Origin of the sequence: Gulosibacter sediminis (genome assembly GCF_014904065.1) — a bacterium.
GTDB lineage: Bacteria > Actinomycetota > Actinomycetes > Actinomycetales > Microbacteriaceae > Gulosibacter > Gulosibacter sediminis.
Genome location: NZ_JACXJG010000024.1, coordinates 456 through 27,209 on the forward strand (window position 1 = coordinate 456; position 26,754 = coordinate 27,209).

29 protein-coding genes and 2 pseudogenes are annotated in these 26,754 nt (G+C 66.8%); 18 read left to right on the forward strand and 13 right to left on the reverse strand.

Features of this window, described 5'->3' with window-relative positions; translation table 11 throughout:
* The first annotated feature begins 424 nt into the window (after positions 1-424).
* A complete protein-coding gene (locus ID132_RS11410; protein ID WP_211198406.1) occupies positions 425-679 on the forward strand; it encodes a hypothetical protein in 255 nt (84 codons plus the stop codon).
* Between the two features lie 5 nt (positions 680-684).
* Here the strand turns inward: ID132_RS11410 and ID132_RS11415 are convergent, their stop codons facing one another.
* Complete coding sequence (locus ID132_RS11415; RefSeq protein ID WP_193128667.1) at positions 685-1,026, reverse strand: YciI family protein; 342 nt, start codon at positions 1,024-1,026, stop codon at positions 685-687.
* Positions 1,027-1,317: 291 nt separating this feature from the next.
* Between ID132_RS11415 and ID132_RS11420 the strand changes: the two are divergent.
* Positions 1,318-1,383 (forward strand): annotated as a pseudogene (locus ID132_RS11420) (alkylphosphonate utilization protein); the annotation flags it as partial.
* A gap of 71 nt (positions 1,384-1,454) precedes the next feature.
* Here ID132_RS11420 and ID132_RS11425 read toward each other — a convergent pair.
* On the reverse strand, positions 1,455-2,264 hold the full coding sequence (locus tag ID132_RS11425) for an alpha/beta fold hydrolase (protein WP_193128668.1): 810 nt from the start codon (positions 2,262-2,264) through the stop codon (positions 1,455-1,457).
* A 46-nt stretch (positions 2,265-2,310) separates the two neighbouring features.
* Here ID132_RS11425 and ID132_RS11430 point away from each other — a divergent pair, with 46 nt between their 5' ends.
* Both ID132_RS11430 and ID132_RS11435 read left to right on the forward strand, forming a co-directional pair.
* A complete protein-coding gene (locus ID132_RS11430) occupies positions 2,311-3,612 on the forward strand; it encodes a condensation domain-containing protein (RefSeq protein ID WP_193128669.1) in 1,302 nt (433 codons plus the stop codon).
* Positions 3,613-3,683: 71 nt separating this feature from the next.
* Complete coding sequence (locus ID132_RS11435; protein ID WP_125106208.1) at positions 3,684-3,977, forward strand: DUF2568 domain-containing protein; 294 nt, start codon at positions 3,684-3,686, stop codon at positions 3,975-3,977.
* Between the two features lie 141 nt (positions 3,978-4,118).
* Here ID132_RS11435 and ID132_RS11440 read toward each other — a convergent pair whose 3' ends face one another.
* Together ID132_RS11440 and ID132_RS11445 are read right to left on the reverse strand one after the other, a co-directional pair.
* A complete protein-coding gene (locus tag ID132_RS11440; protein ID WP_193128670.1) occupies positions 4,119-4,916 on the reverse strand; it encodes a VOC family protein in 798 nt (265 codons plus the stop codon).
* A gap of 111 nt (positions 4,917-5,027) precedes the next feature.
* Positions 5,028-5,780 (reverse strand): helix-turn-helix transcriptional regulator, encoded by a 753-nt coding sequence (locus tag ID132_RS11445; protein WP_328744354.1) that lies wholly within the window; start codon positions 5,778-5,780, stop codon positions 5,028-5,030.
* A 48-nt stretch (positions 5,781-5,828) separates the two neighbouring features.
* On the opposite strand from ID132_RS11445, the pseudogene ID132_RS14105 reads away from it, so the two are divergent.
* A pseudogene (locus tag ID132_RS14105) lies at positions 5,829-5,966 on the forward strand (VOC family protein); the annotation flags it as partial.
* On the opposite strand, the gene ID132_RS11450 reads toward ID132_RS14105, so the two are convergent.
* On the reverse strand, positions 5,967-6,524 hold the full coding sequence (locus ID132_RS11450; RefSeq protein WP_328744357.1) for a TetR/AcrR family transcriptional regulator: 558 nt from the start codon (positions 6,522-6,524) through the stop codon (positions 5,967-5,969).
* Between the two features lie 15 nt (positions 6,525-6,539).
* A complete protein-coding gene (locus ID132_RS11455; protein WP_328744359.1) occupies positions 6,540-8,039 on the reverse strand; it encodes an MFS transporter in 1,500 nt (499 codons plus the stop codon).
* 491 nt (positions 8,040-8,530) lie between these two features.
* Between ID132_RS11455 and ID132_RS11460 the strand changes: the two genes are divergently transcribed.
* A complete protein-coding gene (locus ID132_RS11460; protein WP_268898531.1) occupies positions 8,531-9,181 on the forward strand; it encodes a TetR/AcrR family transcriptional regulator in 651 nt (216 codons plus the stop codon).
* On the opposite strand, the gene ID132_RS11465 is transcribed toward ID132_RS11460, so the two are convergent.
* The gene (locus tag ID132_RS11465) at positions 9,178-9,663 is read right to left on the reverse strand and encodes a GyrI-like domain-containing protein (RefSeq protein WP_193128673.1); all 486 of its coding nucleotides are present in this window, start codon (positions 9,661-9,663) and stop codon (positions 9,178-9,180) included. The genes ID132_RS11460 and ID132_RS11465 overlap by 4 nt on opposite strands.
* A gap of 97 nt (positions 9,664-9,760) precedes the next feature.
* Positions 9,761-11,629 carry a potassium transporter Kup gene (locus tag ID132_RS11470; RefSeq protein WP_211198407.1) on the reverse strand — a complete coding sequence of 623 codons (1,869 nt, stop codon included), beginning with the start codon at positions 11,627-11,629 and terminating at the stop codon, positions 9,761-9,763.
* A 186-nt stretch (positions 11,630-11,815) separates the two neighbouring features.
* Between ID132_RS11470 and ID132_RS11475 the strand changes: the two genes are divergently transcribed.
* Positions 11,816-12,574, forward strand: coding sequence for an alpha/beta fold hydrolase (locus ID132_RS11475; protein ID WP_459562492.1), 759 nt, complete (start codon positions 11,816-11,818; stop codon positions 12,572-12,574).
* On the opposite strand, the gene ID132_RS11480 is transcribed toward ID132_RS11475, so the two are convergent.
* From ID132_RS11480 to ID132_RS14975, 3 genes are read right to left on the reverse strand one after another with little or no spacing between them, the layout of a single operon-like run.
* Entirely contained in the window at positions 12,571-13,521 is a 951-nt protein-coding gene (locus tag ID132_RS11480) for a DUF808 family protein (protein ID WP_193128675.1), read from the reverse strand. The two genes, ID132_RS11475 and ID132_RS11480, sit on opposite strands and share 4 nt — an antisense overlap.
* 39 nt (positions 13,522-13,560) lie before the next feature.
* Complete coding sequence (locus tag ID132_RS14970; protein ID WP_328744364.1) at positions 13,561-14,259, reverse strand: aminotransferase class I/II-fold pyridoxal phosphate-dependent enzyme; 699 nt, start codon at positions 14,257-14,259, stop codon at positions 13,561-13,563.
* Positions 14,168-14,725: an aminotransferase class I/II-fold pyridoxal phosphate-dependent enzyme gene (locus ID132_RS14975; RefSeq protein ID WP_328744368.1), complete on the reverse strand. Its 558-nt coding sequence runs from the start codon at positions 14,723-14,725 to the stop codon at positions 14,168-14,170. The genes ID132_RS14970 and ID132_RS14975 overlap by 92 nt, the downstream gene beginning before the upstream one ends.
* A gap of 66 nt (positions 14,726-14,791) precedes the next feature.
* Between ID132_RS14975 and tpx the strand changes: the two genes are divergently transcribed.
* On the forward strand, positions 14,792-15,289 hold the full coding sequence (gene tpx, locus ID132_RS11490) for a thiol peroxidase (RefSeq protein WP_125106197.1): 498 nt from the start codon (positions 14,792-14,794) through the stop codon (positions 15,287-15,289).
* A 31-nt stretch (positions 15,290-15,320) separates the two neighbouring features.
* On the opposite strand, the gene ID132_RS11495 is transcribed toward tpx, so the two are convergent.
* Complete coding sequence (locus ID132_RS11495; protein ID WP_125106196.1) at positions 15,321-16,229, reverse strand: patatin-like phospholipase family protein; 909 nt, start codon at positions 16,227-16,229, stop codon at positions 15,321-15,323.
* 43 nt (positions 16,230-16,272) lie between these two features.
* Here ID132_RS11495 and ID132_RS11500 point away from each other — a divergent pair, with 43 nt between their 5' ends.
* Both ID132_RS11500 and ID132_RS11505 read left to right on the forward strand, forming a co-directional pair.
* A complete protein-coding gene (locus tag ID132_RS11500; RefSeq protein WP_125106195.1) occupies positions 16,273-16,782 on the forward strand; it encodes a glutaminase in 510 nt (169 codons plus the stop codon).
* Between the two features lie 107 nt (positions 16,783-16,889).
* Positions 16,890-17,363, forward strand: coding sequence for a hypothetical protein (locus ID132_RS11505; protein ID WP_193128676.1), 474 nt, complete (start codon positions 16,890-16,892; stop codon positions 17,361-17,363).
* 13 nt (positions 17,364-17,376) lie between these two features.
* Here the strand turns inward: ID132_RS11505 and ID132_RS11510 are convergent, their stop codons facing one another.
* A complete protein-coding gene (locus ID132_RS11510; RefSeq protein ID WP_125106193.1) occupies positions 17,377-18,867 on the reverse strand; it encodes an MFS transporter in 1,491 nt (496 codons plus the stop codon).
* A gap of 144 nt (positions 18,868-19,011) precedes the next feature.
* Here ID132_RS11510 and ID132_RS11515 point away from each other — a divergent pair, with 144 nt between their 5' ends.
* The 8 genes from ID132_RS11515 to ID132_RS15605 all read left to right on the forward strand — a co-directional run.
* The gene (locus ID132_RS11515) at positions 19,012-20,400 is read left to right on the forward strand and encodes an MFS transporter (RefSeq protein ID WP_125106192.1); all 1,389 of its coding nucleotides are present in this window, start codon (positions 19,012-19,014) and stop codon (positions 20,398-20,400) included.
* Positions 20,401-20,413: 13 nt separating this feature from the next.
* Positions 20,414-20,842 (forward strand): QcrA and Rieske domain-containing protein, encoded by a 429-nt coding sequence (locus ID132_RS11520; RefSeq protein WP_125106191.1) that lies wholly within the window; start codon positions 20,414-20,416, stop codon positions 20,840-20,842.
* A gap of 305 nt (positions 20,843-21,147) precedes the next feature.
* A complete protein-coding gene (locus tag ID132_RS14980; protein ID WP_459562489.1) occupies positions 21,148-21,528 on the forward strand; it encodes a hypothetical protein in 381 nt (126 codons plus the stop codon).
* Between the two features lie 10 nt (positions 21,529-21,538).
* Positions 21,539-23,071, forward strand: a complete 1,533-nt coding sequence (gene malQ / locus ID132_RS11525) for a 4-alpha-glucanotransferase (RefSeq protein WP_235988539.1) — start codon at positions 21,539-21,541, stop codon at positions 23,069-23,071.
* 182 nt (positions 23,072-23,253) lie between these two features.
* Positions 23,254-24,222 (forward strand): ABC transporter permease, encoded by a 969-nt coding sequence (locus ID132_RS11530; protein ID WP_235988534.1) that lies wholly within the window; start codon positions 23,254-23,256, stop codon positions 24,220-24,222.
* A 5-nt stretch (positions 24,223-24,227) separates the two neighbouring features.
* Positions 24,228-25,223: an ABC transporter permease gene (locus ID132_RS11535; RefSeq protein WP_211198408.1), complete on the forward strand. Its 996-nt coding sequence runs from the start codon at positions 24,228-24,230 to the stop codon at positions 25,221-25,223.
* Positions 25,224-25,225: 2 nt separating this feature from the next.
* Positions 25,226-26,530, forward strand: a complete 1,305-nt coding sequence (locus tag ID132_RS11540; RefSeq protein ID WP_459562490.1) for an ABC transporter ATP-binding protein — start codon at positions 25,226-25,228, stop codon at positions 26,528-26,530.
* On the forward strand, positions 26,457-26,754 hold a 298-nt coding region (locus ID132_RS15605), incomplete at its 3' end, for an ATP-binding cassette domain-containing protein (protein WP_459562491.1). The genes ID132_RS11540 and ID132_RS15605, both read left to right, overlap by 74 nt.

Consider the following 26,754-nt stretch of genomic DNA (forward strand, 5'->3'; position numbering starts at 1 on the left):
TGCGACGTCGAGCACGATCTGATGCCGCTCCATCCACCTCACGCCCGCGCTCATATGAGTCCAATCTGGCACATCTGGTTCACCCATACACTGCGCTCGTCGTGACGGTCATGATGTTGGTGATCTCGTCGTGAAAGCATGCCCGCAGCTTCGTCGCACCGGCGGCGCCCAGGCCGCGTCGGCGGAGCGGAGCGAAACTCGGGAATCGGACACGTTGAGTCGAAGCGTGAAACTGAGAAGCACCTTGCTTCGCTCGGCCTGCACGCCATAGTTATTCGCCCGGTGTGTTTCATGGAGAACCTCATCGGTATGGGGGCGAAGCGTCGAGATCCCAGGTGACGAAGTGACCGGCTCGCAGATCGCAGCGGCGACGAACAGGCGCGGGCCAGGCACGATGAGCTCGTGCTTGTCGAGGGATGGGGCTTTGTCACCAATCCGCTCGCGGCGGTCGCGCAGGTCTGAAACTCCACCGCTCTGGTCGCTCGGCCGGACTCTCCCGGCAACGCTTCGCGAACGACTGCTCGCGGACAACGGCGCCGAGGCCGAGGCCGAGGCCGAGGATGAGGACGACAACGGCGACGGCAGTGGCGACGCTCTCGTCCTGCTGCCGGGCGACGACGTGATCTACATCTGGTCGCACGAAGGCAAGCTCCTCGAGCCCACGACGCCCATCCTGTAGCTCGGTCAGTCGACGCGGCGAATCTGCTGCGGCCAGCCGCAGGCCTCGGCCAGCCTGCCGCCCCAATCGGCGGCCGCAGCGTCGTCCGCGACTTCGATGAGCGTCAAGCCACCGAGGTGCTGCTCCGACTCGGCGAAGAGTCCGTTTGTAATCTTTGCTCCGGCGCCGGTCGGTTCGGCGGTGACCGCCGTATCCACGCGGTCATCGACGCCTGCGGCAAATATGAGCACCCCGGCCTTCCGCATCTCCTCGACGGCAGCGGCGGCGAGCGGGCCGCGTTCGGCAAACCACTCGAGGCTATGCTCGCCGACCCACTGCTGGTTGAAGTAAATGATGTACTGCGGCATCGCGAGTGCCCTTCCAACGTCGGCGTTCAGGGACGCCAGTCCACGGCGCCAGGACGCGGCGTGGTTGTTCGGCGACACTACGCCACAGACCCGGAGGTGCCTTGCGCACCCGCAGATCTGCTGCGCGGTCAACCGGTTCGGAAGCCGTCCGCGCGGGGCCGCTGCTGAGCGTGCGGAGTGACCTCGACGCCGGCAGCGCGCGAGCCGAGGCCAGCGATAGCGTAATCTTACGGGCGTCAAGCACCACCGTGAAGGTGCAATTCGGCGTCTGACCAGGTAACGCTTCCCCCTTGCCCCGAGTGCTCGGAGGCCTACACCTATGAGCAGGGAGCGCCGTTGGTGTGCCCGGTGTGCGGGCACGAGTGGACCCCGACGCCATGGGTCAGTTTCGGCCGGATGCAGCTGAAGTCGTCGGTGGTGACGAAGGCTCAGTCGACGCCTTCGTCGTTGACGTCCGAGCCGTGTTCCCGGGCGACGTCCGCGGCGAGTACGGCCGGCCACTCCTGCACATCAGCGGGGCTCGAGGCGACCTGCAGTGTCGCGTTGGGCATGAGCGATACGAGCGCCTCGGCGGTTGAGACGGGATGCGCCGGGTCGTCGATCCACGCGAGCACCGTCGTCGGCTGGGTCAGCGACGCGAGCTGTTCGGGCGAAGGAAGATCGCTCAGCGCGGCCCCGCGATACACCGACGGCAGCAGCTGCTCGCTCACGTGCGGCACGCTGTCGGGGTGCCCGACCGAGGCGGGCGGCTGCTCCATCGAGCGGTGCGCCGCGATGAGCCGCGCGACGCCGTGCTGCTCGATGAACTTCGCCGCGCGTTCGTACTCGTCGGCCCGCTCGGCCCGGGTCTCCCACGCGGTGGGCGGCAGCAGCAGCGTGAAGCCGCTGAACCGATCGGGTTCGCGCACCGCGGCGTGCAACAGCGTGCCCGTGCCCATCGACGGGCCAACCCCGTGCACGCGCTCGCCCGGGAACCAGTAGTCGAGCAGTCGCAGCAGGTCGTCCGCCAGTGTCGTCCACCGATAGTCGTCGGGCACCGCGCGGCCGGTTGAGTGCCCGTGGCCACGCGCGTCGTAGCGCAGCAGCTGGGTACCTGAAAGCCCGCGTCCGAGGTCGAGGTCAAGCACTCGGTCGCGCGAACGGCTCGACGTGAGACCGTGCAACTGCACCACCGGCTGGCCGTCCTCGTCACTGAACGCCCAGGCGAGTCTCGCCCCGGGAACCTCGAATTTGTGCATCTCGCCGCCATCCCTACCCGCGCTGTGTTGCGCATATAGTAGCGCCATGCGTCTCACGCACGTGTCCTACCTCAACCTGCCATTCGGACCGTTGCACAGCTACGAACTTCCGGTGGCGGCGCTGGGACGCGCCCTGCCCGCATCCTTCGACCAGGCGCGGCACGCCAGCCTCGGCGACCGGGCGGGCTCATGGATGGGCATCACGTTTCGGCTGACCGAGCAGGTCGATCGCAACGAGCTCGCCGAAGCGTGGCGGGCCGTGGTTGCGACGCATGGCACGCTGCACACCGCGTTCGTCGATGAGGGCACCGGCACGCCAACGCTGCACGAGGTGTCCTTCGGCCCCGGCACCTGGGTCGAACACGAGATCGCGCCGGGGCAGACGATGAACTCGGCCCTGCAGGGCGTGTTGGATGCGCACTGCCGCCCCCTGTCGGGGCCATCGCACCGCCTCTGCGTGATCGAAACGGCCGATGGGCCGACGTTCGTCATCGCGTCTGACCACACGCACGTCGACATGTGGTCGATGCTCGTCGTCGTCCGCGACCTGCTCGACGCGCTCGCGGAAGTGCACTCTGGGCAGCGGCCGACGATCATAGACGCCCCCGCGTTCGCCGAGCACACGCAGGCATTGTGCGACCGCCCGGCCGCGCCCGCCGAGATTCACGCGCGCTGGCGAGAACTCATCGACGCCGGCAACGGCGGCATGCCGGCCTTCCCGTTGCCGCTCGGCGCGCCCGCGCCGCAGCCCGAGCGGGTCGTGGTGCGCGACGTGCTCGACCACGACGGCCTCGTCGCGTTCTCAAACACCGCGAGGCAACGCGGGGGCTCGGCGCTCGCGCTGACCATCTCGGCCATGACGAGCACGACCCGGTCGCTGGCAGGCGTACCGCTGCGCGTGCTGTTCCCCGTGCACAGCCGGTACGAAGAGCGCTGGCACGATTCGGTCGGCTGGTTCATCACGAACTCGATTCTCGAGTCTGACGACGCCGACCCCGCCGCCTGCTCGGCCGCGATCAAGGAGTCGCTGCGCCTCGGCTCGCATCCGCTCGAAGAGGTCATGGCGCCCTGGGGCGGCATGCCCGAGGTGCCCGGCATGTTTGCGGTGTCGTGGCTCGACATGCGCCGCCTGCCGGTGTCGCTCGACCCGCAGGTGCTCGATGCGCAATACATTGGCGCCGGAATTCGCACTGACGGCGTGATGATTTGGTTCATTACCGACCACGCCGGAATTCACCTGCGCTGCCGATTCCCCGACACACTCGAAGCCCGACAGAACGTCGGCGCCTGGCTCGACGATCTCGTCGCGCGCATGCGGAGCGCGGCCACGGTGGCGGTGTCGGCGTAGCAAGCTGGGAGCGCGTTACCCGCCAACGTAGGATCACCCGACGCGGGAAGACACCCGAGCGAGGGGGCGACATGGGCGACGTCAACGCGAACGACATCGTGGCGTTCCTCGTCGAGGTGGTCGCCTTTGTGAGCCTTGGCATCTGGGGCTGGCAGCTCGGCTCCGGCGGTCCGCTGTTGCACAAATGGATCGGCCTCGTCGCCGTGTTGGTGGTTGCCGTCGCCCTGAGGGCGCTCTTCGTCTCGCCACAATCGGTGTTCGACGTGCCCGCGCTCGAGGTCGTGCTGAGAATTGTCATTCTCGGCGCCGGGGTGGTCCCCTCGGCATTGTCACGAACCTCGGGTGGGGTATCGCCTTCGGCGTGATCGCCGCGGTGAACACGGCGCTCGTCTACTTTGGACCGTTCGCGCGGTGACGCCATGACCGAGCGGATGCGCCGGGCCGGCCTGGCGGCGCTGGGCCGCCCCGACACCTAACGCGCCGGAGCGACCCAACAGCGAGTCGGGCTAGGACTCGGGGACGGCCTCGCTCATAGCCGAAATCTGGAACGTCGCGCCGGTGGGGTCGGCGATCGTGGCGATGCGTCCGAATGGGGAGTCGGTCGGCCCGTCGAGCACCTTGCCGCCGAGTTCCTGCACGCGGGCGATGGCAGCTTCGCTCGCCTCGACGCCGAAGTAGATGCGCCAGCCAGCTGCATCGGCTGGCATGAACCCAGCTGCGTCGCAGAGGCCCCAGGTCGCGCTGTCGGGAGCGCCGTTCGTTGCGTAGCGGAAGCTGTCGCCCTCCATTGGCTCGCCCATCGGCACGAGGTTGGCGCCGAACACCTTCGTGTAGAACTCGCTCGACCGGTCGAACTCGAGGCTCATGTCTTCGAACCACACGGGGGATCCCGGGTTGCCGGTGAACTCGTAGCCGTCGATTGTGCCGGCACCCCAGAGTCCGATCGCGGCTCCGGTCGGATCGAGGATCACGGCAAAGCGACCCGCGTCGCCGGCATCGCCAGGCTCGACCACGACGGTGGCGCCGTGCTCGACCGCGGTCGCGACCCGCGCATCCACGTCGTCAACGGCGAGGTAGACGCCCCACGACGAGGGGAGTGGGTCGCCCGCCGGGCAGGTCATGCCGGCGACGTCCATGGCGCCACCGACAAGGGTCTCGCCGCTATAGACCATGTTGTAGTGGCCGAATTCCTCACCGGCGTCGTCGAAATGCCAACCGAACAGACCGGTGTAGAACTCCTTGGCGGCGGCCAAATCGGTCGAGCCGAGGTCGAGCCATGTCGAGGTGCCGAGTGCGCGAGCCATGATTCCTCCTGTGGGGTGCGACGCGGCGTCGGTGCCGCGCTCTGCTGCCCACTGTATGAACGTGGTGCGGGCGAAGTTTGTCCAAAAGTGCGGACATCCCACGCCTGGGCACTAATTGTGCACGTGTCGACACAGCACGGGCAGCGCCGACAGCAGCGGCACCTGCCCGGGAGTTGCGGCCGCGAAGCGAAGCGTCACCTCGCACGGCCCGGTGATTGGGCTCGGATGCACTGCGACCATCGGCCGCGCCGGTACGAGCTGCTCGGGTGCATCGCTGTGCGCCTCGACCGCGAACCCAAGCAAGTACGGTGCGCTCGGCGCCAGCGGCAGCGAGACCTCCGGGACTCCGGCGGCGAGCATTCCTGCGCTGGGCAGACCGATCGGCGCGGGCTGCGGGTACCAGCCGATCCAGACGCTGGCATCGCCGCGCGGGCTGAACTGCGCCGGCAACTCGAGCCGAACGCAGGCCGACGCCGGAGCATCCGGCACAAGCGCGATCGGCCTCGGCGGGCGATCCGCAACCTCGTCGGCGAGCCGGCGCAGTCGCGCGGGAGCGACACCGACCGACTCCTTGAACCGGCGACTGAAGCTCGACAGCGAGTCGAAGCCGACCGCCGCCGCGACGTCGATCACGGGGTCGCGATCGGCGAGCAGCAGCCGCTTCGCCGCGTCGATGCGGAGGGCAGAGAGGTATTGTCCGGGGCCAATTCCGGTGCGGGCGAGAAAGAGCCGTGAGAAGTGAAACGGGCTGTAACCGGCATGGTCGGCAAGGTCGCGGGCAGTGAGCAAGCCACGCCGCTCAATCGCGAACTCGACGGCCGCATCCACCGCGGCCAGGTGTGCGGCAGCTGCTTCGGTGGTCACGCCGCGAGTGTAGGGCATGCCTGTGGGAACCCTCGGTGACCGCGCGCGATCGCCACCCGGCACGGCTGCACGCCACTGCGCAGTGTCGCCAACTACCGCGAGATTCTCTTGCTCACGTATCTGCGCGGGCCAAGCGGCATCATCGTCCTGCTCGCCGAACAACTCACACAGTGGGGCGGCGAGTAGCTACTCCTCGGTCATGCGCAACAGCATGGGCAGCGCGCGCGGCAGATCTTCGGCCAACACGGCGGGGTCATAACAGCTCGCGTTCGCGAGGCCCTCGGCGGCATAGCGCACGAGCAAGATGCGCTCGGGGTCGAGCCCATCGTTCGCGAGAAATTCCCGCCAGTAGAGGTTGTCTTCTTCCTCCAGAGCGTCGACGCCCTGGACATCGCCGAGGTGCATGCTGATGTCGGCGAAGTTCCCGAACTCCACCCGCAGCGTCGACTCCGGATCGCACAGGGCTCGCACGTACGCCCGGAGCGTCTTACCGGGGCGGTTCTCGGCGAGATCGACGTAGTCGCGCACACCCTGACGGATGTTGACGAGGTACTCCTCGAGTACAGCGAGGAGGAGCTCATTCTTGCTCGCGAAGTGGTGCAACAGGCCGCTCTTCGAGATGCCAGCGGTGGTCGCGACATGCTGCAGCGACATGGCCATGCCTCGCACCTTGAGCTCGTCTCGCGCTGCGGTCAGGATCTCTCGCCGCGTACGCTCGGAGTTACGTGTTGTTTCGCTCGTCACCGCTGCGTCACCACTTCAATCGTGCCGGTCTGCTCGTCGACCTCGAACTTGCGAGGGATCGTGCGCCAGGCACTGATGCCGGCGACCACGAGAATACCCGCCGCGACCAGTGCCGNTGAACTGCATGCCACCGATGAACGCATGTTGCAGCTGCTCGACGAGGCCGGCGTTCGTGTCGCCGAGCGCCTCGAGTCCGCCCGCGAGCGACTCGGTGACCGCGTGCTGCGTGTCGCCCGGCAATTCGCCGAGGTCGGGCAGCCGCTGGCGGTAGCCAATGGTCATGATCGAGCCGAGGATCGCGATGCCGAGGGCAACGCCGAGCTCGTAGGCGGTCTCGGAGATCGCCGAGGCGGCGCCGGCGCGAGCTCGGGGGACTGAGCCGACCACCGCGTCCGTTGAGACGGTCGCGGCGAGCCCGATGCCGAAGCCGGCGATGACGAGCGCTGCGATGAGCACGACGTAGCCCTCGAGTCCCTCGGCGACGGCGATACCCGCGAGGCCGAGGGCGGCGCCGAGCAGGCCGATGCCGATGCTGCCACCCATGCCGAGGCGAGCCACGAACATGCCGACGAACACGACGACGATCATCGAGGCAACCATCGCCGGGAGCTCGACGAGCCCCGCCTGCAGCGGCTCCAGGCCGCGCACGAGCTGGAGGTATTGCGAGAAGAAGAACAGCAGCCCGCTGAGCGCGAAGATCGACAGGCCATTCGCGACGACCGCGCCGCGGAACGCGGGCACCTTGAAGAGCTCGAGGTCGAATAGCGGCGTTGCGAGGTGCCGCTGCCGGTGGATGAACCACCAGCCGCTCGCGAGCCCGACGACGAGCATCGCAATGGCGATCACGCCAAAGTCGCCGCTGAAGAGCCCCTTGATCGCGTAGATGATGGGCACGAGCGTCGTGATCGAGAGCACCGACGAGAGCACGTCGATCGAGTTCGCGGTCGGGTTCTTCGACTCGGGCAGCAGCCAGGCGCCGGCGATGACGAGCACGATCATGACGGGGATGTTGATGAGGAACACCGAGCCCCACCAGAAGTGCTCGAGCAGGAAGCCGCCGACGAGGGGGCCAAGGGCAGCGCCGCCGGCCGCACCGGCCGACCAGATGGCGATCGCGCGGGTGCGCTGCTTCGGCACGCGGAACATGTGCCGAATGATCGACAGTGTCGACGGCATGAGGGTCGCGCCGCTGAGGCCGAGCACCGCGCGGGCGGCAATGAGCACCTCGGCGGTCGGCGCGAACGCCGCAACCGCCGACGCGACGCCGAAGCCAAGCGCGCCGAGCAGCAGGAGTTTCTTGCGTCCGATGCGGTCGGCGACGTTCCCCATCGTGATGAGCAAGCCCGCGAGGGCGAACGAGTAGATGTCGCCGATCCAGAGCAGCTGGGTCGCGGTGGGATGCAGTGATTCGCTGAGCGACGGAACGGCCAGCGAGAGCACGGTGCCGTCGATTGCGAGCAGCGTCACGGCGAGCACGAGCACCGCGAGCGCGNGCCCATTCGCGGGCGCCAGCACGGTGCTTGGGAGCTGACAATTCGAACATGCAGTCAATTCTACAGATCAAATGGTCGGTACGGAAGAGTGTGCGGTCGGGCCACGTCGAAATCGGGGCGGTTCGACCGTGCAATTCCGTGCCGAGAAGGATGCGCTACCGGGTGTCGAAGGCACCGGGCTCGCACGGTTCGATGCCGCATCTCGGGTCGATGCCGTAAGGCTCGGCGCGGACTTCGGCGACCAGTTCGACGTCCGAGTTAGTGACTCGGGCTGACTCACCGTGAGCGATGACTTCAGCGACATCCCGACTGCATGGGCGATTCCATATTGCAACTGGACCAGTGGTAGCTTCACTCCGGGCAGCATGGTCGTGCAGAACCGCAATCTGAGGTTTGCAGCGGTGCCTCAGCGCACGCTGCTTGCCGATCCTGAGGCGGCCTTGACTGAGGCATTCACGCACTGCGGCTCGCCGCGACGTATACATGCACCCTCATGAGTACAGTTGATGAACTATGACAAGACGCGGCCCTCGGGGCGATATTGATCAGCGGGTGATCCTCGACGCAGCGATGCGCGTTCTGAAACGCGAAGGCAGCATCAGCGCGGTGTCGTTGCGCATGGTTGCACGCGAGCTCGGGGTGGCGCCGAACGCCATCTATACCTATTTTCAGTCGATGAATGCGGTGTGGCACGAGGCAAAAGAGCGCCAACTCGGCCTCGTGCTGCCCGCCGCGACGCCCGACACTGCATGCGGGCGCTGTGGTCTGCGCGGCCTGCTTGAAGGCATTGCAAAGACGCACTCGGGCGAGTTACTCGACCTCTTTCAACACCAGTCTCGGCTCGGCCAGGAGTCGTTCGAGTTTGCCGAAATGCTCCTGTCGTACGCGCAGACAGCCGGGGTGGCGCCCCGGTACGCGCGCAACATCATCCTGATCTGGCTCTCGGGGCGCGCGTCGCTCGGGCGCCAGCGCCACCTCGAGAACGAGCGGCGCGAGCAGATGCGCCTCGAGCTCGGGGGAGGCTACCCGCTCGAGGCCGAGGCGAACTCGATTGCCGCCGATGACGACTTCGAGACCGAAATTACGATCCTGCTCAACGGCCTCGAGCTCTATTGCACCTGCGGCAACGACCCTGCCGGGAAGCTGCCCGCGGCCGCGAACTAGGAGACGGGAACCGCGAGCCCCGTGATGAGGTCGTCGGGGTTCATCTCGGGCGTGGGCTCGGTGTCGTAGGCCTCCCAGAACGGCAGACCGGCGGTGAGCCCCTGCTGCTCGACCCACTGCATGAAGGCGCCCCACGAGTCGCCGAGCGAGTCGTAGCCGCCACGGTGCTTCGCGATGGCGATGCGACCGGCCGGCAGTTCTGACGGAACGACCTCGTAGTCGCCGAACGTCACGGGTTCGTGCAGCGGCGCGGTGACCGGGAACCCAACCTCGAACGAGGCGGTCTCGGTCGGCACGTACTCGTGTCGAGCGAAGGCCGGTCCGACCGGCACAAACACGCCGGCCGAGATCGCCTCGCCGAGCGCGGTGAACGCCGGGTCCATGAACTGCTGCATCTCAGCCACCGGGTAGTCGGTGACCCGCACCACCACGGTGGGCGTGCCGGGAAAGTCGATGATGTCTTGCGAGTCGAGCTGTGACATGTGCTTCCTTCGTTCGCCACGACGTCGGGTCGGGCGCCCGAACGCTTGGTGCTCGCGAGGCTACGCAGTCACCTTGAGAGAAACTCGACCGGCGCGGCTAAAACTCCACCTCGGCGCCCGCGATGATCGTGCGTTCGGGCGGGAGGCGTAGCACATGGGTGCGGTTCGCCGAACCGCGCTCGAGCCAGCGGAAAAGTTGTTTGCGCCACCGGGCCATCACTCGCGAGCGGCCGGGCTCGATGCGGAACACCGAGAGCACGTACATGGCGTCCTCCGGGGCGAAGTGCAACTCCGGCGAGTGGTCGATCGCCTGACGCAGCGCCCGCGGCACATCCTGGTAGTCGTTGAAGCCGATCCGATAGAGCACCTGGACGATGCCGTCGTCGGGGTCGCCGAGCGGGATGGTGACGATGCGGTCGGAGCGAGCCACATAGGGCACCGCGACGTGGACCATCGTGATGATCACGACGTGCTCGTGCACCACGCGATTGAACTTCACATTGCCGCGCAGTGCGAGCGGGACAGTCTCGGGGTTGCCGTGCGGGTAGACCGCGACACCAGGAACCCGCTGCACCGCATCCCGCCGCAGCCCACTCACGAACTCCGGCAGGGACCCCTCGAGCTTGGCACGGTTGCCGAACAGCACTTCGGCACCCCGGCGCCAGGTCAGCATGATCGTAGTGAACACCGCCGCGATGGCGAGCGGCACCCAACCGCCCGAGGCAATCTTGATCGCGTTCGCGGCGAAGAGCAGCAACTCGAGGCCGCCGATGATCGCGCCGAGCAGCACCACCCGCCAGGTCGGCCACTGCCACACGGCGTGTGCGAGGAGGAGGAACAGCGAGAGTTCGAGCAGCATCGTGCCGGTCACCGAGAGCCCATAGGCGGCGGCGAGTTCGGTCGAACTCCGGAATGTCACGACGAGCAGCACGACGCCGACGAACAGCACCCAGTTCACGAGCGGTAGGTAGATCTGCCCCATGTTGTTCCGTGACGTGTGCTTGACGCGGAGACGTGGCAGCAACGAACGTCGCACCGCCTGCCGGGCCACCGAGAACGCCCCCGAGATCACCGCCTGCGAAGCGATCACCGTGGCGAGCGTCGCGAGGATGACGAGGGGGATGCGGCCCCACGCCGGCGCGAGGTGAAAGAACGGGTTTGATGCGGTCGAGGGGTCGGCGAGCAGCATGGCGCCCTGCCCGAAGTAATTGAGCAGAAGCGACGGCATGACGAGCGCGAACCAGGCGAGCACGATGGGGCGCCGGCCAAAGTGGCCGAGATCGGCGTAGAGTGCCTCGACGCCGGTGACGGCGAGCACGACCGCGCCGAGCGCAAAGAAGCCGATGAGTGGGTTCGCGAACACGAACTCGATCGCGTAGGTGGGGGAGACGGCGCGCAGGATGCTGAGATCTTCGCGGATGTGGGCCGCGCCGAGCAGCGCCAGCACGACGAACCACACGATCATGACGGGGCCGAACGCCCGACCGATCACCCCGGTGCCCCAGCGTTGCACCGCGAAGAGCACGGTGAGGATGACGAGCGCGAGCGGCACGATCCACGTGGTCAGTTGCGGGTTCACCGTCTCGAGGCCTTCGACCGCACTCAGCACCGAAATCGCGGGCGTGATGAATGAATCGCCGAAGAAGAGCGACGCCCCGACCACCGAGAGCACCAGGGCGGCCCTCGCGCGCCCCGTGCCGGTGCCGAGCTTGCGGTGAATGAGCGCGGCAAGCGACAGGATGCCGCCCTCGCCATCGTTGTCGGCGCGGAGGATGAACCCCGCGTAAGCCACCGACACGATGATGATGAGACACCACGTGATGAGCGAAATGATGCCGAGGATGTCGCGCTCGGTCGGCTGCACCGCCCCGTTATGCATCGCAAAGATGGTCTGCAGCGAGTACAGGGGGCTCGTGCCGATGTCGCCGAACACGACTCCGAGTGCGGCGAGTGCGAGCGCAGACAATTTAGTGGGGCGAAGGGCGCCGCCAGGGGTTTTCACGAGCGACGATATTCCTCCTTTATCGGCGCCGGCGCAAGTACCCGATCGAGATCGATGTGTCGGGCGGCACTAGGCTCGAGCATCATGGGTGACATCGCGTATCAACTGGTCGGTTCGGGCGCGCGAAAGCTCGTGTTCTTCCACGGCCTCATGGGGCGAGGCCGCAACTTCGGCGCGATCGCCCGCAGCCTCGGCGACGAGTTCACGAGCCTGCTCGTNATGCCGAATCACGGCGAGTCGGCCTGGACAGAATCCTTCAGCTACCTCGACATGGCCGACGCGCTCGCGGAAGTGGTGCGCGATGAATTTGCGAGTTCGGATGGGAAGCTCGAGTCGGTCGCGCTCGTCGGTCACTCGATGGGTGGCAAGGCCGCGATGGTGCTCGCGCTGCGTCATCCGGAGCTGATCGAGCGGCTCGCGGTTGTCGACATTGCACCTGGTGCATCCGGCAGCTCACCAGGCGGCTTCGAGCACCTGCTCACGAGCATGATGACGGTCGATTTGACCACCGTGACCCGCCGCAGCGACGCCGACGCGCAACTGCTCGACCGGATTCCCGACACCACGATTCGCCAGTTCCTGCTGCAAAACCTGCGTCCCGCGAACGGAGGCAGCTACGCCTGGCAGCCCAACCTCGCGATGCTCACGGGTGCCCTCGATGAGATCCTCGGCTGGCCGGAGTTCGTGGCGCCGCCGTACACCGGCCCGGTCCTGTGGATCGCGGGGGAGAAGTCGAATTACATCCGCGAGGAAGACGACGCGCTGATGCGGGCGCTGTTCCCGCGCGTGCGCAAGGTGACGATTCGCGACTCGGGGCACTGGGTGCACTCGGAGCAGCCGGAGCGATTCCTCGCGACCCTGCGGTACTTCCTTGACCAGCCGAACCCGGAGCATCCGACAGCGGGTTAGTGGCCCTCTGCGGCCTCGGGCTTCGCCGATTTGCCGAAGGGCAGCAGGTGCAGCACACCCACAATCGCGCTGCCGAGCACGAGGCCAAGCACGAACGAGCAGGCCGTGTTGATGAGCCAAGCGAGCGCGGCACCGACGCTAGGTACGGCCTCGCCAAAGCTCTCGAGGTGGTGCACGAACTCATACGGCGCGGTGACACCGAGCTCGGCGAGATTGACAAGCCAGAGGTGGCCGCCAACCCAGAGCATGGCAATGGTGCCGACCCAGGCGATGACGTCGAACACATGCGGCATGACGTTCGTCAGGCCGCGCCCGAACTTTGCCCGAGGTGCGCGACTCGACTTGCTCATCGCGAGCCCCACGTCGTCCAGCTTCACGAGGATCGCCACGGCGCCGTAGACCACCGCCGTCATGAGGATCGCGACGATCACCATGATCGCGAGCCGCGCCAAGAACGCTTGGTCGAGCACTTCGTTCATCGAGATCACCATGATCTCGGCGCTGAGGATGATGTCGGTGCGCGTCGCGCTCGCCACGATCGACTTCTCGTCACGGGTGGCCGTTGTGGTTTCGCCCGCCTCGCTGTGGCCACCCCAGAACTTCTCAATGAGCTTCTCGGCGCCCTCGAAACAGAGGTATGCGCCGCCGAGCATGAGCAGAGGCGGCAGCAGCATCGGCAAAAACTCGGCGAGCAAAAGGGCGATGGGCAGGATGAGCAGTAGCTTGTTGAGGAGCGAGTTGCGTGCGATCTTCCAGATGATCGGCAGCTCGCGGGCCGGGCTCAGCCCAGCAACGTACTGCGGCGTCACCGCAGCGTCGTCGATCACGACGCCGGCTGCCTTCGCGGAGGCCTTGGCGGCCATGCCGGCGACGTCGTCGACGCTTGCCGCGGCTGCGCGGGCGAGCGCCGCGATGTCATCAAGGAGTGCAACGAGACCGATAGCCATCTGGATCCTTCGATAGAGAGGTGCGCTTACAGTAGCGCGCTAGATCGACGTGCCGAGCGCCGCTAGCCTGCTGGCGGCTTCCTCGAGCACCTCGACGCGTTTGCTGAAGGCGAACCGCACCAGCGTCTCAACGCCAGTCGCGTCGCGGTAGAACACCGTCATTGGCACCGCGGCCACGCCGACGCGCTCGGGGAGTTTGCGGCAGAAGTCGATGGCCGAGGTCACGCCGAGGGGCCCGACGTCGGCGACGATGAAGTAGCCACCCTCGGGCACGTGCACGCGCATCCCGGTGACCTCAAGCGCCTCGACGAGGACGTCGCGTTGGCGCTGCAAGCTGTCGCGAATCTCGGCGATGCGCGTATCCGGCAGCCGCAGGCCCGCGGCGATGCCGCGCTGCATCGGCGCCGGGCCGACGAAAGTGAGGAACTGCTTCACGGTCGTGACTGCGGTGACGAGGTCGGGAGATGCACAGACCCAGCCGACCTTCCACCCGGTGGTGGCGAAGGTCTTGCCTCCCGACGAAATCAGGATGCTGCGCTCGCGCATGCCGGGCAGCATCGCGATCGGCGTGTGCTCCCGCCCGTCAAACGTCAGGTGTTCATAGACCTCGTCGGTGATGACGACGAGGTCGTGGCGCAGAGCGACGTCAGCGATCTGCTGCAGTTCCTCGCGGCCAAAGACATGCCCAGTTGGATTGTGCGGGGTGTTGAGCAGAATGACCTTGGTGCGCTCGGTCACCGCGGCCTCGAGCCGGGCGGGGTCGNATCGTGAACTCGGGCGCCTCGAGCCGCACGGGCACCAGGGTGCCGCCAGCGAGCGTGATCGCCGCGTCGTAGACGTCGTAGAAGGGCTCGAACGCGATCACCTCGTCGCCGGGCTCGCAGAGCGCGAGCAGGCTCGCGCTCAATGCCTCGGTGGCGCCGACCGTCACAAGGATTTCGCTGGCGGGGTCGTACCGCAGCCCGTAATAGTGCTGCTGGTGCGCTGCGATGGCGTCGAGCAGTTCGGGCACGCCACGCCCGGGCGGGTATTGGTTGTCACCCGTTCGGATGCCCGCCACGGCCGCTTCGAGTACCTCGCGTGGCCCGTCGGTGTCGGGGAATCCCTGCCCGAGGTTGATCGCACCATGCTCGTGGGCGAGCCTCGACATTTCGGCGAAGATTGTCGTGCCGAAGCGGCGCATGCGTGAAATGAGTTCGGGCATTACGAAAGTGTATCGAGCGAGCGGCGTACTCAGCCGTTCGCCATTCGCGACTGTCAGACTGGCGCCATGGCTACCACTGCATTTGAGGGTTCCCCCGTCACGACGTCCGGCGAGCTGCCCGAGGTCGGCGCTGCAGCGCCCGACTTCACGCTGACCGGCACCGACCTCAGCGACGTCAAGCTGTCAGACTTCGCCGGCAAGCGCGTCGTGCTGAACGTGTTCCCGTCGGTTGACACCGGCGTCTGCGCCGCCTCCGTGCGTAAGTTCAACGAGATTGCCGCCGGACTCGACAACACGGTCGTCGTCACCGTCTCGCGCGACCTGCCGTTCGCGCTCGCCCGCTTCTGCGGCGCCGAGGGCATTGAGAACGTTGTCGCGACGAGCGCCTTCCGCTCGAGCTTTGGCGAAGACTACGGGGTCGTGCAGCAGGATGGCCCGCTCGCCGGCCTGCTCGCCCGCTCGGTCCTCATCATCAACGAGCAGGGCAAGGTCGCCTACACGCAGCTCGTGCCCGAGATCAAGCAGGAGCCGAACTACGACGAGGCGGTTGCCGCGCTGCAGTAGCGCGCCGCGATTCGCTAGTCCACCGGCGAGGCTATAGGCCAAGGAACGCGCGCATCGCATCGAGCTCGCGACCGGCCTGGGCCTCGCCGAGTGCGTACTGCTGCCGAAGCTTGCGCACGTTCGTCTCGCTGTTCGAAACGCCTAGGTTGGTGGGCGTGAAGAGGTAGGCGCGGCCCTCGGCCTCGAGGTCGAAGAGCTCGGCGCGGGTGTGGTTGTAGCGGCGCGGACGCTGCAGAATGCCGTTCACCATGGCGGGGTACTTGCGGAAGGTGCTTCGGTAGAAGCCCGTCACCTTCGCCGGCGGCTTGACGTAGTCACGAGGGCGGGTCATGACGACGAGGAATTTCTCGTAGCCGGCCGCCTTTGCAGCATCGATCGCGAAGCCGCCTGTCGGGCCAAGTGCGCCGTCGACAAAGACTTCGCCGTCAATCTCCACCGGTGGCATCAGCAGCGGGAGCGACGATGAAGCGCGCACCCGCACGAGCAGGTCGTACAGCTCGTGGATGTCGCTGCGAGACCAGTACTGGGCTCGACCGGAGCGCATCTCGAACGCCCCGACCGCGAAGTCGGCGGGGTTGGCGAGATAGGTGTCGTAGTCGTAGGGGAGCGCCTTGCCGGGCGCGGCGGTCTGCTCGTAGATGTACTCCGACGAGAAGAGTCCCTTGCCCTGCAACCAAGTGCGCATGTTGCCAAAGTTCGGGTCGGCCGCGAAGTCAACAAACGACTGGCGCGTGCGCCACTCGTCGCGCGAGAGATAGTTCGCGACGCAGCTCGAGCCCGCCGAAATGCCACCGACCCAGTCGAACCAGATGCCCTCGCGGATGAACATCGAGATCACGGCTGAGGTGTAACTTGCCCGCATCCCACCTCCCTCGATCACGAGCGCTGTGTCGTGGACATTCGACTTGAGCGGAGCGGAGTGGCGGCTGACGTCGGACATGTGTAAATCTTGGCACGGTCGGGCCGCACGAGAGGGGAACCGCATGGGCGAAGCGCAAAACCACCTGCGCGCCGTCGCGGCGGCCACCGCGACACAATTGCGCGCGGGTGGCGTCGCACCCGAGGCCCTGGGAGAGTTCGTCGCGCCACGGCGCCGACTCCTCGGAACCCGGCCCGCCCGTATCGAGCAAGTCGGGGAAGTCTGGCGCCTCGGCGTGCTGCTCCTGCGCGCGAGCGAGCCAGCAGAGTTCCTCGGTGCTGGGCCTAGCCTGCGCGCGCACGAGCCCCCGCCCATCCTCGGCTACACCTCAGAGTCGGCGCGCGAGCGCGACGAGCTGCGGCATGCGGCCATTCGCGGTGGCTTCGCCGAGGGCACCGTGGTGCACTACGCCTCGACACCGCTTGGCGTAATCGACGAGGCGAGCAACCCGGTGAGCCTGCGCCACGGCGCCGTCGTGGTTCGCTGGGCTGCGGCATGCTCGCTGCAGCAGGCAACGGAGTTGGAAAGTTACGTGCGCGAACGTGTTGACCTGATTGCAACGGCGAGGATGTAGCGCGCCGCGAGAAAAAGTGCCACGATTGACCATCGTGTCCACTTCAAGCCCTACTTTTGCACCGCATGTCGCTGAGCTCATGCGTAACNGGAGAGCACCCGCTGGTCATGCAGATGGCCCGGTGCGTCGACAGTGAATCTGAACTCACTGACTTCCGGTTTGATGACGCCGACGAGCGCGCGGGCGAGGACGTCGCAACCGACCGCTCGGCCGCGTTGCAGAACAACGACGACGAGGAGACCTGGGAACGTCGCGTTCTCGAGCTCCTCGACGGCGGCTCCTACTACGGCTGGCGCGGCAGCCAAGCTTCGCAGCTGCGCAAGGCGCTCGAACCGCCGACCAGCCAGCTGCTGATCACCGACCAGCGCCTCATGGCCGTCGACGTGAACAACCTCGACGAGCCCGAGCTCGAGTGGCAGAGCGAGCGAGACAGCCTCAGCAAGGTCTTCAAGCGTTCGCGCTTCCTCGAGCCCGGCCGCATCGTCATCGTCTTCGGTGACGGCTCGGTGCTCGCGGTGCACGTCGGCATGCTCGGCGGCAAGGCAGCATCGAAGTGCGTCGCCGCCCTCGGCGCAGAATAGCGCCGAATTTGGGTTAGCTCATGGAGTTGCGGGTGCCCCGCAGGTCCATGAGCGCGACGAGGATCGCCAGCGCCGCGACCACGATAATCGCGGCGAAGCCGATGGCGAGGGCGTTGTCCCAGCCACTGGATGCGGCCATGCTGAACGCGATGCTCGTGATCACGGCAATGCCGATCGCAGTACCGATGCGCTGCCCGGTCTGCAGCACGCCACCGGCGCTGCCCGCATAACGCAGCGGCACGTCGGCGAGCGTGAGCGTCTGATTCGGCGAGACGATGAGACCCTGGCCGATGCCGGTGAGCGCGAGCGTGCCGAGCAGCCACCATTCGCTCACGCCCGCCGTGCCATGCAGGAGCGCGACGGCGATGCTCAGGCCAAGACCGAGCACGACGAGCAGCAAGCCCCAGAGCACCATGATCCGACCGATGCGTACGACGTAGCGCCCGGCGATCGGTGCGGTGATCGCGCCGGCCAGGGCAGCGGGGAGACCGACCATGCCGGCCGTCAAGGCGTCGTGCCCGAGGCCGCGCTGCATGTATTGCGCGACGAGCAACCAGATGCTCGTGTTGCCGACGAAGTAGAGCCCAATCAGCAGCGCGCCATTTGAAAACGAGCGGGTGCGGAACAGCTCCATGTCGACCATCGGCGTGCGCCCCTTGGCCCGATAGCGCAGCTCCCACCGAACCCAGAGCACGACGAGGCCTACGCCGAGCACGAGCGAGCTCCACACCCACCAGCCGAGCGCCGCCTCCATGAACGGCAGCATGACGAACAGCGTGCCGAAGGCGAGCAGCACCATACCGACCGGGTCGAAGTCCGAGCGGGTGCGCCGCACGAGGGATGCGTTCGCGTCGGTGATGACGGGGATCTCGTGTGTCGTCGCGCTCGGGTCGTCGATCGCGAGGGCCCGCCACGTTGACGCGGGCAGGTAGGCGCGGGCGGCGAAGATGCCGGCGATCGCAATGGGCACGTTGACAAGGAACGAGGCTCGCCAACCGATTTCCTCGCCGAAAATGGCGATGAGCCCGCCACCGAGAATTGGTCCGATTGCGACCGAGATGCCGACGATTCCGCCGAAGGCGCCGAAAGCACGACCGCGCAGCTCGCCCTGGAAGAACTGTTGAATGATGCCCGTGACCTGTGGGTTGAGCAGGCCCGAGCCGATGCCCATGATGACCCGCGCGAGGTTGAGCACCAGGATGTTCGGCGCGAGACCCGAACACAGAGCGCCGAGGCCGAACACGGCGAGGCCGAGCACGAACAATCGGCCGCGACCCCACACATCCCCGGCGCGACCCGAGGCGACCAGGAGCACGCCGAACACGAGCGCGTAGCCCGAAATCACCCACTGCAGGCCCGAGGTGCTCGCGTCGAGCGAATCACCGATGGCGGGCAGCGTTACGTTGACGATCGAAACGCTGAGCAGCGACATGAACGCGGGTACGAGAATCGTCGGCAGCAGCCGCCGCTGCTCGGCGCTGAATCCCGAACTCGCTGCTGCCATCTGCGCCGGTCCTTTCGGTGCGCGTCCGGTCGCGCACCGAGCCACTTCATCACGCGGCCGCTGAGCGCGTTCGGATCTGGGCGGCCGCAGTTGCCTGACGTAACACAAACCGCAACAGCTCGGGCGTGGGAATATGCTGATCGAATGACAGGACCCGCCGTCAATGACGCGGCACGCATTGCCCCTTCCCGCTCGGAGCGACTTGATCGTCTCCCGTTCACCGCCAAGCACGGTCGCCTGCTCTTCGGCAGCGGCGTCGGTTGGGCGCTCGACGCTATGGATGTCGGCCTCATCTCGTTCGTCATCGCTGCACTGATCGAGCAGCAGATTGTGACGACGGGCGAGGCGAGTTGGATCGCGTCGCTCGGCTTCGTCGGCATGGCTGTCGGCGCGACGCTTGGCGGGCTCATCGCCGACCGCATCGGCCGTCGCCAGGTGTTTGCCATCACACTGATCATCTACGGCTTGGCGACCGGTGCCTCGGCTTTGGCGAGCGGCGCGGCCCTGCTCATGGTGCTGCGCTTCTTCGTCGGGCTCGGGCTCGGCGCCGAACTGCCGGTCGCCTCGACGCTCGTGTCGGAGTTCGCGCCGAAGCGCATCCGCGGTCGACTCGTCGTCTGGCTCGAGGCGTTCTGGGCCGTCGGCTGGATCCTCGCGGCGCTCGTCGGTACCTTCGTCGTGGCGAGCGGCGAGCAAGGCTGGCGCTGGGCCCTCGCCCTCGGCATGGTGCCCGCCGCCTACGCGATTGTCGTGCGGATGGGCCTGCCGGAGTCGGTGCGGTTCCTCGAGGGCAGGGGCCGGGTCGACGAGGCCGAGCGCATTGTGCGCGAGTTCGAGGCCTCGGCCGAGACGCAGCAGACGCTGCAGCGCATCCGCGAAGCTGAGCAGCAGCCGCCGGCACGGGCGGATGCAGTCGACGAGTCCGATGCGGTGGAGCGGCCGCACATCTGGTCGCCTGCCCTGCGCCGCCGCACGATCGCCCTCTGGACGATCTGGTTCTGCATCAACCTGAGTTATTACGGGGCCTTCATCTGGATCCCGAGCTTGCTCGTCGCCGATGGGTTCACCCTCGTGAAGTCGTTCCAGTTCACGCTGATCATCACGCTCGCGCAGCTGCCGGGGTATGCGGTGGCCGCCTGGCTCATCGAGGTGTGGGGCCGACGCGGCACGCTCGCCGTGTTCCTCGCCGGCTCGGCCGTGGCCGCAGCCTTCTATGGACTCTCGGGTGGCTTTGGTGAGGGCTGGATCATCGCAGCGGGGTGCCTGCTCTCGTTCTTCAACCTCGGCGCCTGGGGCGCGCTCTACGCGATCGGACCGGAGCTCTACCCGACGAACATCCGGGGCACCGGCGCGGGTGCCGCAGCCGGGTTCGGGCGCATTGCGTCGATCATCGCGCCCCTGCTCGTGCCGGCGCTCGTCGCGGTCGGCGGCGGCAGCATCGTGCCCGTGTTCACCGTGTTCGCGATTGCGTTCGCGATTGCCGCGGGTGCGGCGCTCGTACTGCCCGAGCAGCGCGGCCGCGCGCTCGAGTGACTACGCTGAGGACATGACGTCTGACGCCGCTGCTGCTGGGTTGATGAGCCGTCGCGCGCTCGTGCGCACGACGGCCGTTGCGGGCGGGGGTGTCGCGCTCGCCGCGCTGCTCAGTGCGTGTGGTGAGTCGGGCGGCGCGGCCGGCGAGACCACCGCGCCGTTCACGGTGCCGGCGTCGGAGGTGCCGGTCGGCGGCGGCATCGTGCTTGCGCAGTACAAGGCGCTCGTGACGCAGCCAGTCGAGGGCGAGTTCCACGCGTTTTCGGCCGTGTGCACCCACAAGGGATGCGTGCTTTCGGATGTGCAGGGCGATCGCGCCCACTGCGGCTGCCACAACAGCTACTTCGATCTTGTGACGGGCGAGCCGGTAGCGGGGCCTGCGCTGGAGCCGCTGCCCGAGCTCACCGTGACGCAGGACGGCGACGAACTCAGCATCAGCTAAGCGAACGTCACGGCAGCGACATACACTCAGGCTTGTGACTGCTGCGGTTTCCCACGATGTACTTCAAGAACTTGCCGGCCACTTCGGCATTGCGACCGAGTTCACCGACTGGCTCGGTGAACATCGAGAGGTATCAGACGAAACGCTGATCTCGGTGCTCGGGGCACTCGACGTTGACGCCTCGTCCGACGACTTGGCGCGCACCGCCCTGGCCGAGCTGGCGAATCGCCGCTGGCGGCACGTGGTGCCACCGACCGTCGTGACGCGCGTCGGCGAGTCGACCGAGGTACTCGTCCACGTGCCTGATGGCGCGAGCGTGCAGCTCGCCGTCGAACTCGAAGAGGGTGGCCGCGTCGAGCTCGAGCAGCTCGNATCACTTCGTTGCCCCGCACGAGGTCAACGGTCTCGCCGTGGGCGAGGCAAAGTTTGCCCTGCCCGCGCGCATCCCCGCCGGCTGGCACGAGGTCGTCGCGACCCTCGACGGCGCCGAGATTTCGCCCGAGGCGCGCGCCGTGCTCGATGTGAGCGCACGCCGTCAGCGCGGCGCAAGCGAGCCGATCATCGAGGCGCGCGGCACACTCATCAGCGCACCCGACGCGAGCAACTTCGACGTGCCCGAGCCAGTGTGGGGGCTCATGGCCCAGCTCTACCAGGCGCGCAGCTCGCGCTCGTGNGGGGCTCGGTGACCTCGGTGACCTGCGCACACTCGGCGAGTGGAGCGCCGAGCATGACGGTGATTTCGTGCTCGTCAACCCGTTCCACGCGCCGTCGCCGGTCACGCCCCTCGAGCCCTCGCCCTACCTGCCGACGACGCGACGGTTCCTCGACCCGAGCCTCATCAGCATTGACGACCTCGTCGCCTCCGAGCCCGTCAGCCAGGAGGCCGGCCAGCGACTCGCCGAGCTCGCGATGTTCTGCCGACAGAACCACAATCGCGACGTCATCGACCGCGATGGCACCTGGCTCGCCAAGCGCGAGGCGCTCGGTCTGTGCTACGACGCGGCGCGACACGGTGACGAGGGGCGCTGGCACGACTTCGGCGCGTTCTGCGAACTCGAGGGGCAGGGGCTCATCGACTTCGCCACCTGGACGGTGCTCTGCGAGCAACTCGGTGGCAATTGGCGTGACTGGCCCGAAGAGTACCGCTCGCCGCGCGGTGAGGCCGTCGATATTTTCCGGCAGGAGCACGCCGAGCGAGTCGAGTTCTACTGCTGGGTACAGTTCGTGCTGCGCGACCAGGGTGCGGCCACGCAGCAGCGGCTGCGCGATGCTGGGATGCGCATCGGCGTCATGCATGACCTCGCGGTTGGCGTGCATCCCTCGGGTGCCGACGCATGGTCACTCGTCGACTCGCTCGCTCGGGGTGTGTCGGTCGGCGCGCCGCCGGACCAGTACAACCAGCTCGGCCAGAACTGGTCGCAGCCGCCGCTGCGTCCGGATGCGCTCGAGCGGCTCGGCTACGAGCCACTGCGTGACGTGCTGCGCGCGGCATTCGCCGGGGCGGGCGCGCTGCGCATCGACCACATCCTTGGCCTGTTCCGACTCTGGTGGGTGCCTGAGGGGCGCGACGCGAGTGAAGGCACGTACGTCAGCTATAACCACGAAGCGATGATCGGGGCGCTGCTGCTTGAGGCCGAGCGCGCTGGCGCGCTCGTGATAGGTGAAGACCTCGGTGTCGTGAGTGAACTCACGCGCGAGGTCATGGCCGAACGTCAGGTCTACGGCACACAGATCATGTGGTTCGAGTTCGAAGACGACGGCACCCCGAAGCGGCCAGAGCACTATCGACGCGAGTGTCTCGCTTCGGTGACGACGCACGACCTGCCGCCAACCGCGGGCTTCCTCGAGCTTCGTCACGTCGACATTCGCAACCAGCTCGGTCTGCTGACCCGCTCGGTCGAGGAGGAGCGCGCTGCTGAGCAGGAGCTTGTCGACGCGTACCGGCAGCAGCTTGTCGACGACGGCCTCGTCGGGGAAAACGCGAGCACCGAGGATCTCGTGCTCGGCCTGCACAAGCGCATGGCCGCATCCAGCGCGAAGCTGTTCGGCGTGTCGCTCGCGGACATGGCGGGGGATCGCCGACCGATTAATCAGCCCGGAACCTTCCGCGAATACCCGAATTGGACGCTGCCTTTGGCAGATGCCCACGGAACCGTACTGTTGCTTGACGAGATTCTTGGTAGCAATATCGCAACAAGTGTCGCGCAATCTGCCCAGCGCGGCGAGTGATGGACTAACGTAAGCTGCGCCGAACGTTTGTTGAGAGTTCACTGCCTAATCGGTGTGAGTTTTCTCAATAGCTGTTCGGGGGTCGCTGCACGACGGCGTCTCCCACATCAGTCTCAACCGGTGTAGTTACGCAATGGCGCTTTCCAAATTTTTTGCTCAGGAGATTCCTTAACTATGCGATTTTGGCCTTTCTGGCCACGTCGCTTGCCTATCTCCTCGCGTCCTCCCTCCTGCATCCGCAAGAGGTGATGTACCCACCGAACACGGCCGGCGGCCGACCGATTCCACTCGACGTTCAGCAGGCGTACTTTGACGCACGAAACATCAACCCCGATGTTTCGGTCTGGCAGCGCTACCTCAACTGGCTCGGCAACCTCTTCACCGCGCCGTGGGAGGACAAGTTCGGCGTCACGACCGGCACTGACAAGAAGGCGCTCCCCGTCTTCCCCCAGGTCATCAGCCGCGTTGGCATCTCGCTTCGACTCGTCGTGCTCGGCACGCTCATCGGTGTCATCGGCGGCATCGTGCTCGGCGCCTGGACGGCCGTCAAACGCGGCAAGCTGAGCGACCGCACCGTGTCGTTCATCAGCTTCGTCGTACTCGCGCTGCCGACGCCCGTGATCATCCTCGTCCTGCAGGGCGCGACCATGGCGATGCGGGGCGCGACCGGCTTTGGCTTCCCCTCGGTGAACGCGATTGACCCGAACGCCGTGCCGGGCAGCTGGGACGACATTTCCTTCCAGATCCTCGCGCTCGTTCTGCCGACCATCGCACTCGCCCTCATGGGGGTCGCGAGCTACTCGCGCTACATGAAGGTGACGACGCTCGACGTGCTCGGCGCTGACTACCTCCGCACCGCCCGCGCGAAGGGCCTCACCAAGCGGCAGGCCATGCGCAAGCACGGCTTCCGCATGGCGCTGATTCCGATGGGGCAGTACTTCGCCTACGCGTTTGCGGGGGCTTTCTCCGGCTCATTCTTCGTGGAGCGTCTGTTCAACTGGCAAGGCATCGGCAACTGGGCACTCGTGCAGATGCAGATCGCCGACGTCAACGGCACCGCCGCCGTTGTGCTCTACACGGCGATCCTCACGCTCATCGCCGCCACGCTCGCTGACTTCATCCAAGCCGTGCTCGACCCGAGGATCCGGTGATACCCATGGCCCGTCGTAATCGCTCCAGCAACGGACCCTCGGGAGTCGGCGTCGCCGTTCCCGACGTCACCGCCACCGACTCTGAGACCGATGTCATCAACCTCGGTCAGTCCGACACTTCCGTTGGCGGCGTCTCCGAGCCGCTGACCCGCCGCGCTGCGGTCGGCCGCGCGACCCTCGTCTGGCGCCGCATGCGCCGCATGCCGTCGTTCTGGATCGGCGCTGGCGTGCTCGGCCTGCTCGTGCTCTGCGCGATCTTCCTGCCGATGGTGTACCAGTACACGCCGATCGAGTACGACTACGCGAACCAGCTCAAGGGCCCGAGCCAGTACCACTGGTTCGGCACGAACGCCCAGGGGCAGGATCTCTTCGCCCAGATCATGGCCGGCCTGCGCATCTCGCTCGTCGTGGGCTTCGGCACGGCCATCGTCGTGACGGTGCTCGCGACCTTCTTCGGCACGCTTGCCGGCTACTTCGGCGGCGCGCTTGACTGGGTTGTCGTCAACCTCATCAACTTCCTGCTCGTCGTGCCGGCCCTGCTCATGATGCTGCTGCTCAGCCCGATCCTGCAGGGCGCGCACTGGATTCTTATGGTGCCGCTGCTCGCGATCTTCTCGTGGATGCTCACGGCGCGTGTGCTTCGTGCGCTGACGCAGGGTGTCGTGAACATGGAGTACGTGCAGGCGGCGCGGTTCATGGGTGTGCCGCACCGCAAGATCATCATGCGCCACATCATCCCGAACATCTCGTCGTGGATGATCATCGACACCACGCTCGGCGTCGGTGGCGCGATCCTCGCCGAGACCGGCCTGTCGTTCCTGGGCTTTGGCATCCTGTACCCGAACTTCTCGCTCGGCTCGGTGCTGCAGGGCTACAACATTGCCTTCCCCCACACGTGGGTGCCGGCCGCGACCATCCTCGCGCTGCTCGTCATCTCGATCAATATGGTCGGCGAGGCGCTGCGCGACGCCCTTGACCCGACGAGCGGACGGGGCCACTAGACATGACAACGCAACCCATTCTCGAAGTTTCTGACCTCTCGGTCTCGTTCCCGAGCGAGGCGGGCGTCGTGCAGGCGGTGCGCAAGCTGAGCTACTCGGTGTACCCCGGCGAATCGCTTGCGATCGTGGGCGAGTCAGGCTCTGGTAAGTCGGTGTCGTCGCTCGCCGTCATGGGGCTACTGCCCGACTCTGCACGCATCTCCGGTTCCATCAAGCTTCAGGGCGAGGAGCTTCTGACGAAGACGGATGCGCAGCTGTCGAAGCTGCGCGGAAAGACCGTGTCGATGGTGTTCCAGGACCCGCTCTCGGCGCTGACGCCCGTGTACCGCATCGGCGAGCAGATCGCCGAGACCATCATGATTCACAAGGGTTCGTCGAAGGCCGACGCCGAGAAGCGCGCGGTCGAGCTGCTCGACGCCGTCGGCATCCCCAACGCCGCGCTGCGCGCGAAGTCGTACCCACACGAGTTCTCGGGCGGAATGCGCCAGCGCGCGATGATCGCGATGGCGATCGCGAACGACCCCGATCTGATCATCGCCGACGAACCGACGACGGCGCTCGACGTGACGATTCAGGCGCAGGTGATGGACCTGCTCGAGACGGCGCAGGAAGTGACGGGCGCAGCGACCGTGCTCATCACGCACGACCTTGGCGTCGTGAGCGGTTTCGCCGACCGCGTCATGGTCATGTATGCGGGCAAGGCCGTCGAGTTCGGCGACGTCGACTCGATCTACGCCGACCCGCGCATGCCCTACACGAAGGGTTTGCTCGCCTCGGTGCCGCGCATCGACGCGACCGAGAAGTCGCCGCTGACGCCGATCGAGGGCACGCCGCCCTCGCTCATCCGGCTGCCGCAGGGCTGCCCGTTCGCCGCGCGCTGCCCGATCGCGACCGAGCTGTGCCGCACCGTCGAACCCGACCTCGAACCGACGAACGTCGAGGGCAATTTCGCGGCGTGCCATCACAGCAACGAGTTGCGCGCGGGCGAGGAGATCTTCCCGCTGCCCGAGCTTGCCGAGACGCACATCCACACGCCGCGCGAGGAGCGCGACGTGGTGCTCGAACTCGACCAGCTGGAGCGCGTCTACCCGCTCACGAAGGGCGCGCTCGTGAAGCGCCGCGTGGGCGAGGTGCGCGCCGTCGACGGTGTGACCCTCGACCTGCGCGAGGGCGAGACGCTCGCGCTCGTNGGGGGAGTCGGGCTCGGGCAAGACCACCACGATCATGGAAATCATGAAGCTCGACAAGCCGCAGGCGGGCTCGATTCGCATCGACGGCCGCGACGTCGGCACGTTGTCGCGCCGTGAGAAGCTCGACCTGCGCGCACAGATGGCCATGGTGTTCCAAGACCCGATGGCGTCGCTCGACCCGCGCATGCCGATCGGCGACATCCTGCGCGAGCCGATGGAAGTGCACAACTTCACGCGCGAGCAGATGGATGAGCGGGTCGACTGGCTGCTCAAGACGGTGGGCCTCCTCCCTGAGCAGGCCTCGCGTTACCCGAGCGAGTTCTCGGGCGGCCAGCGCCAGC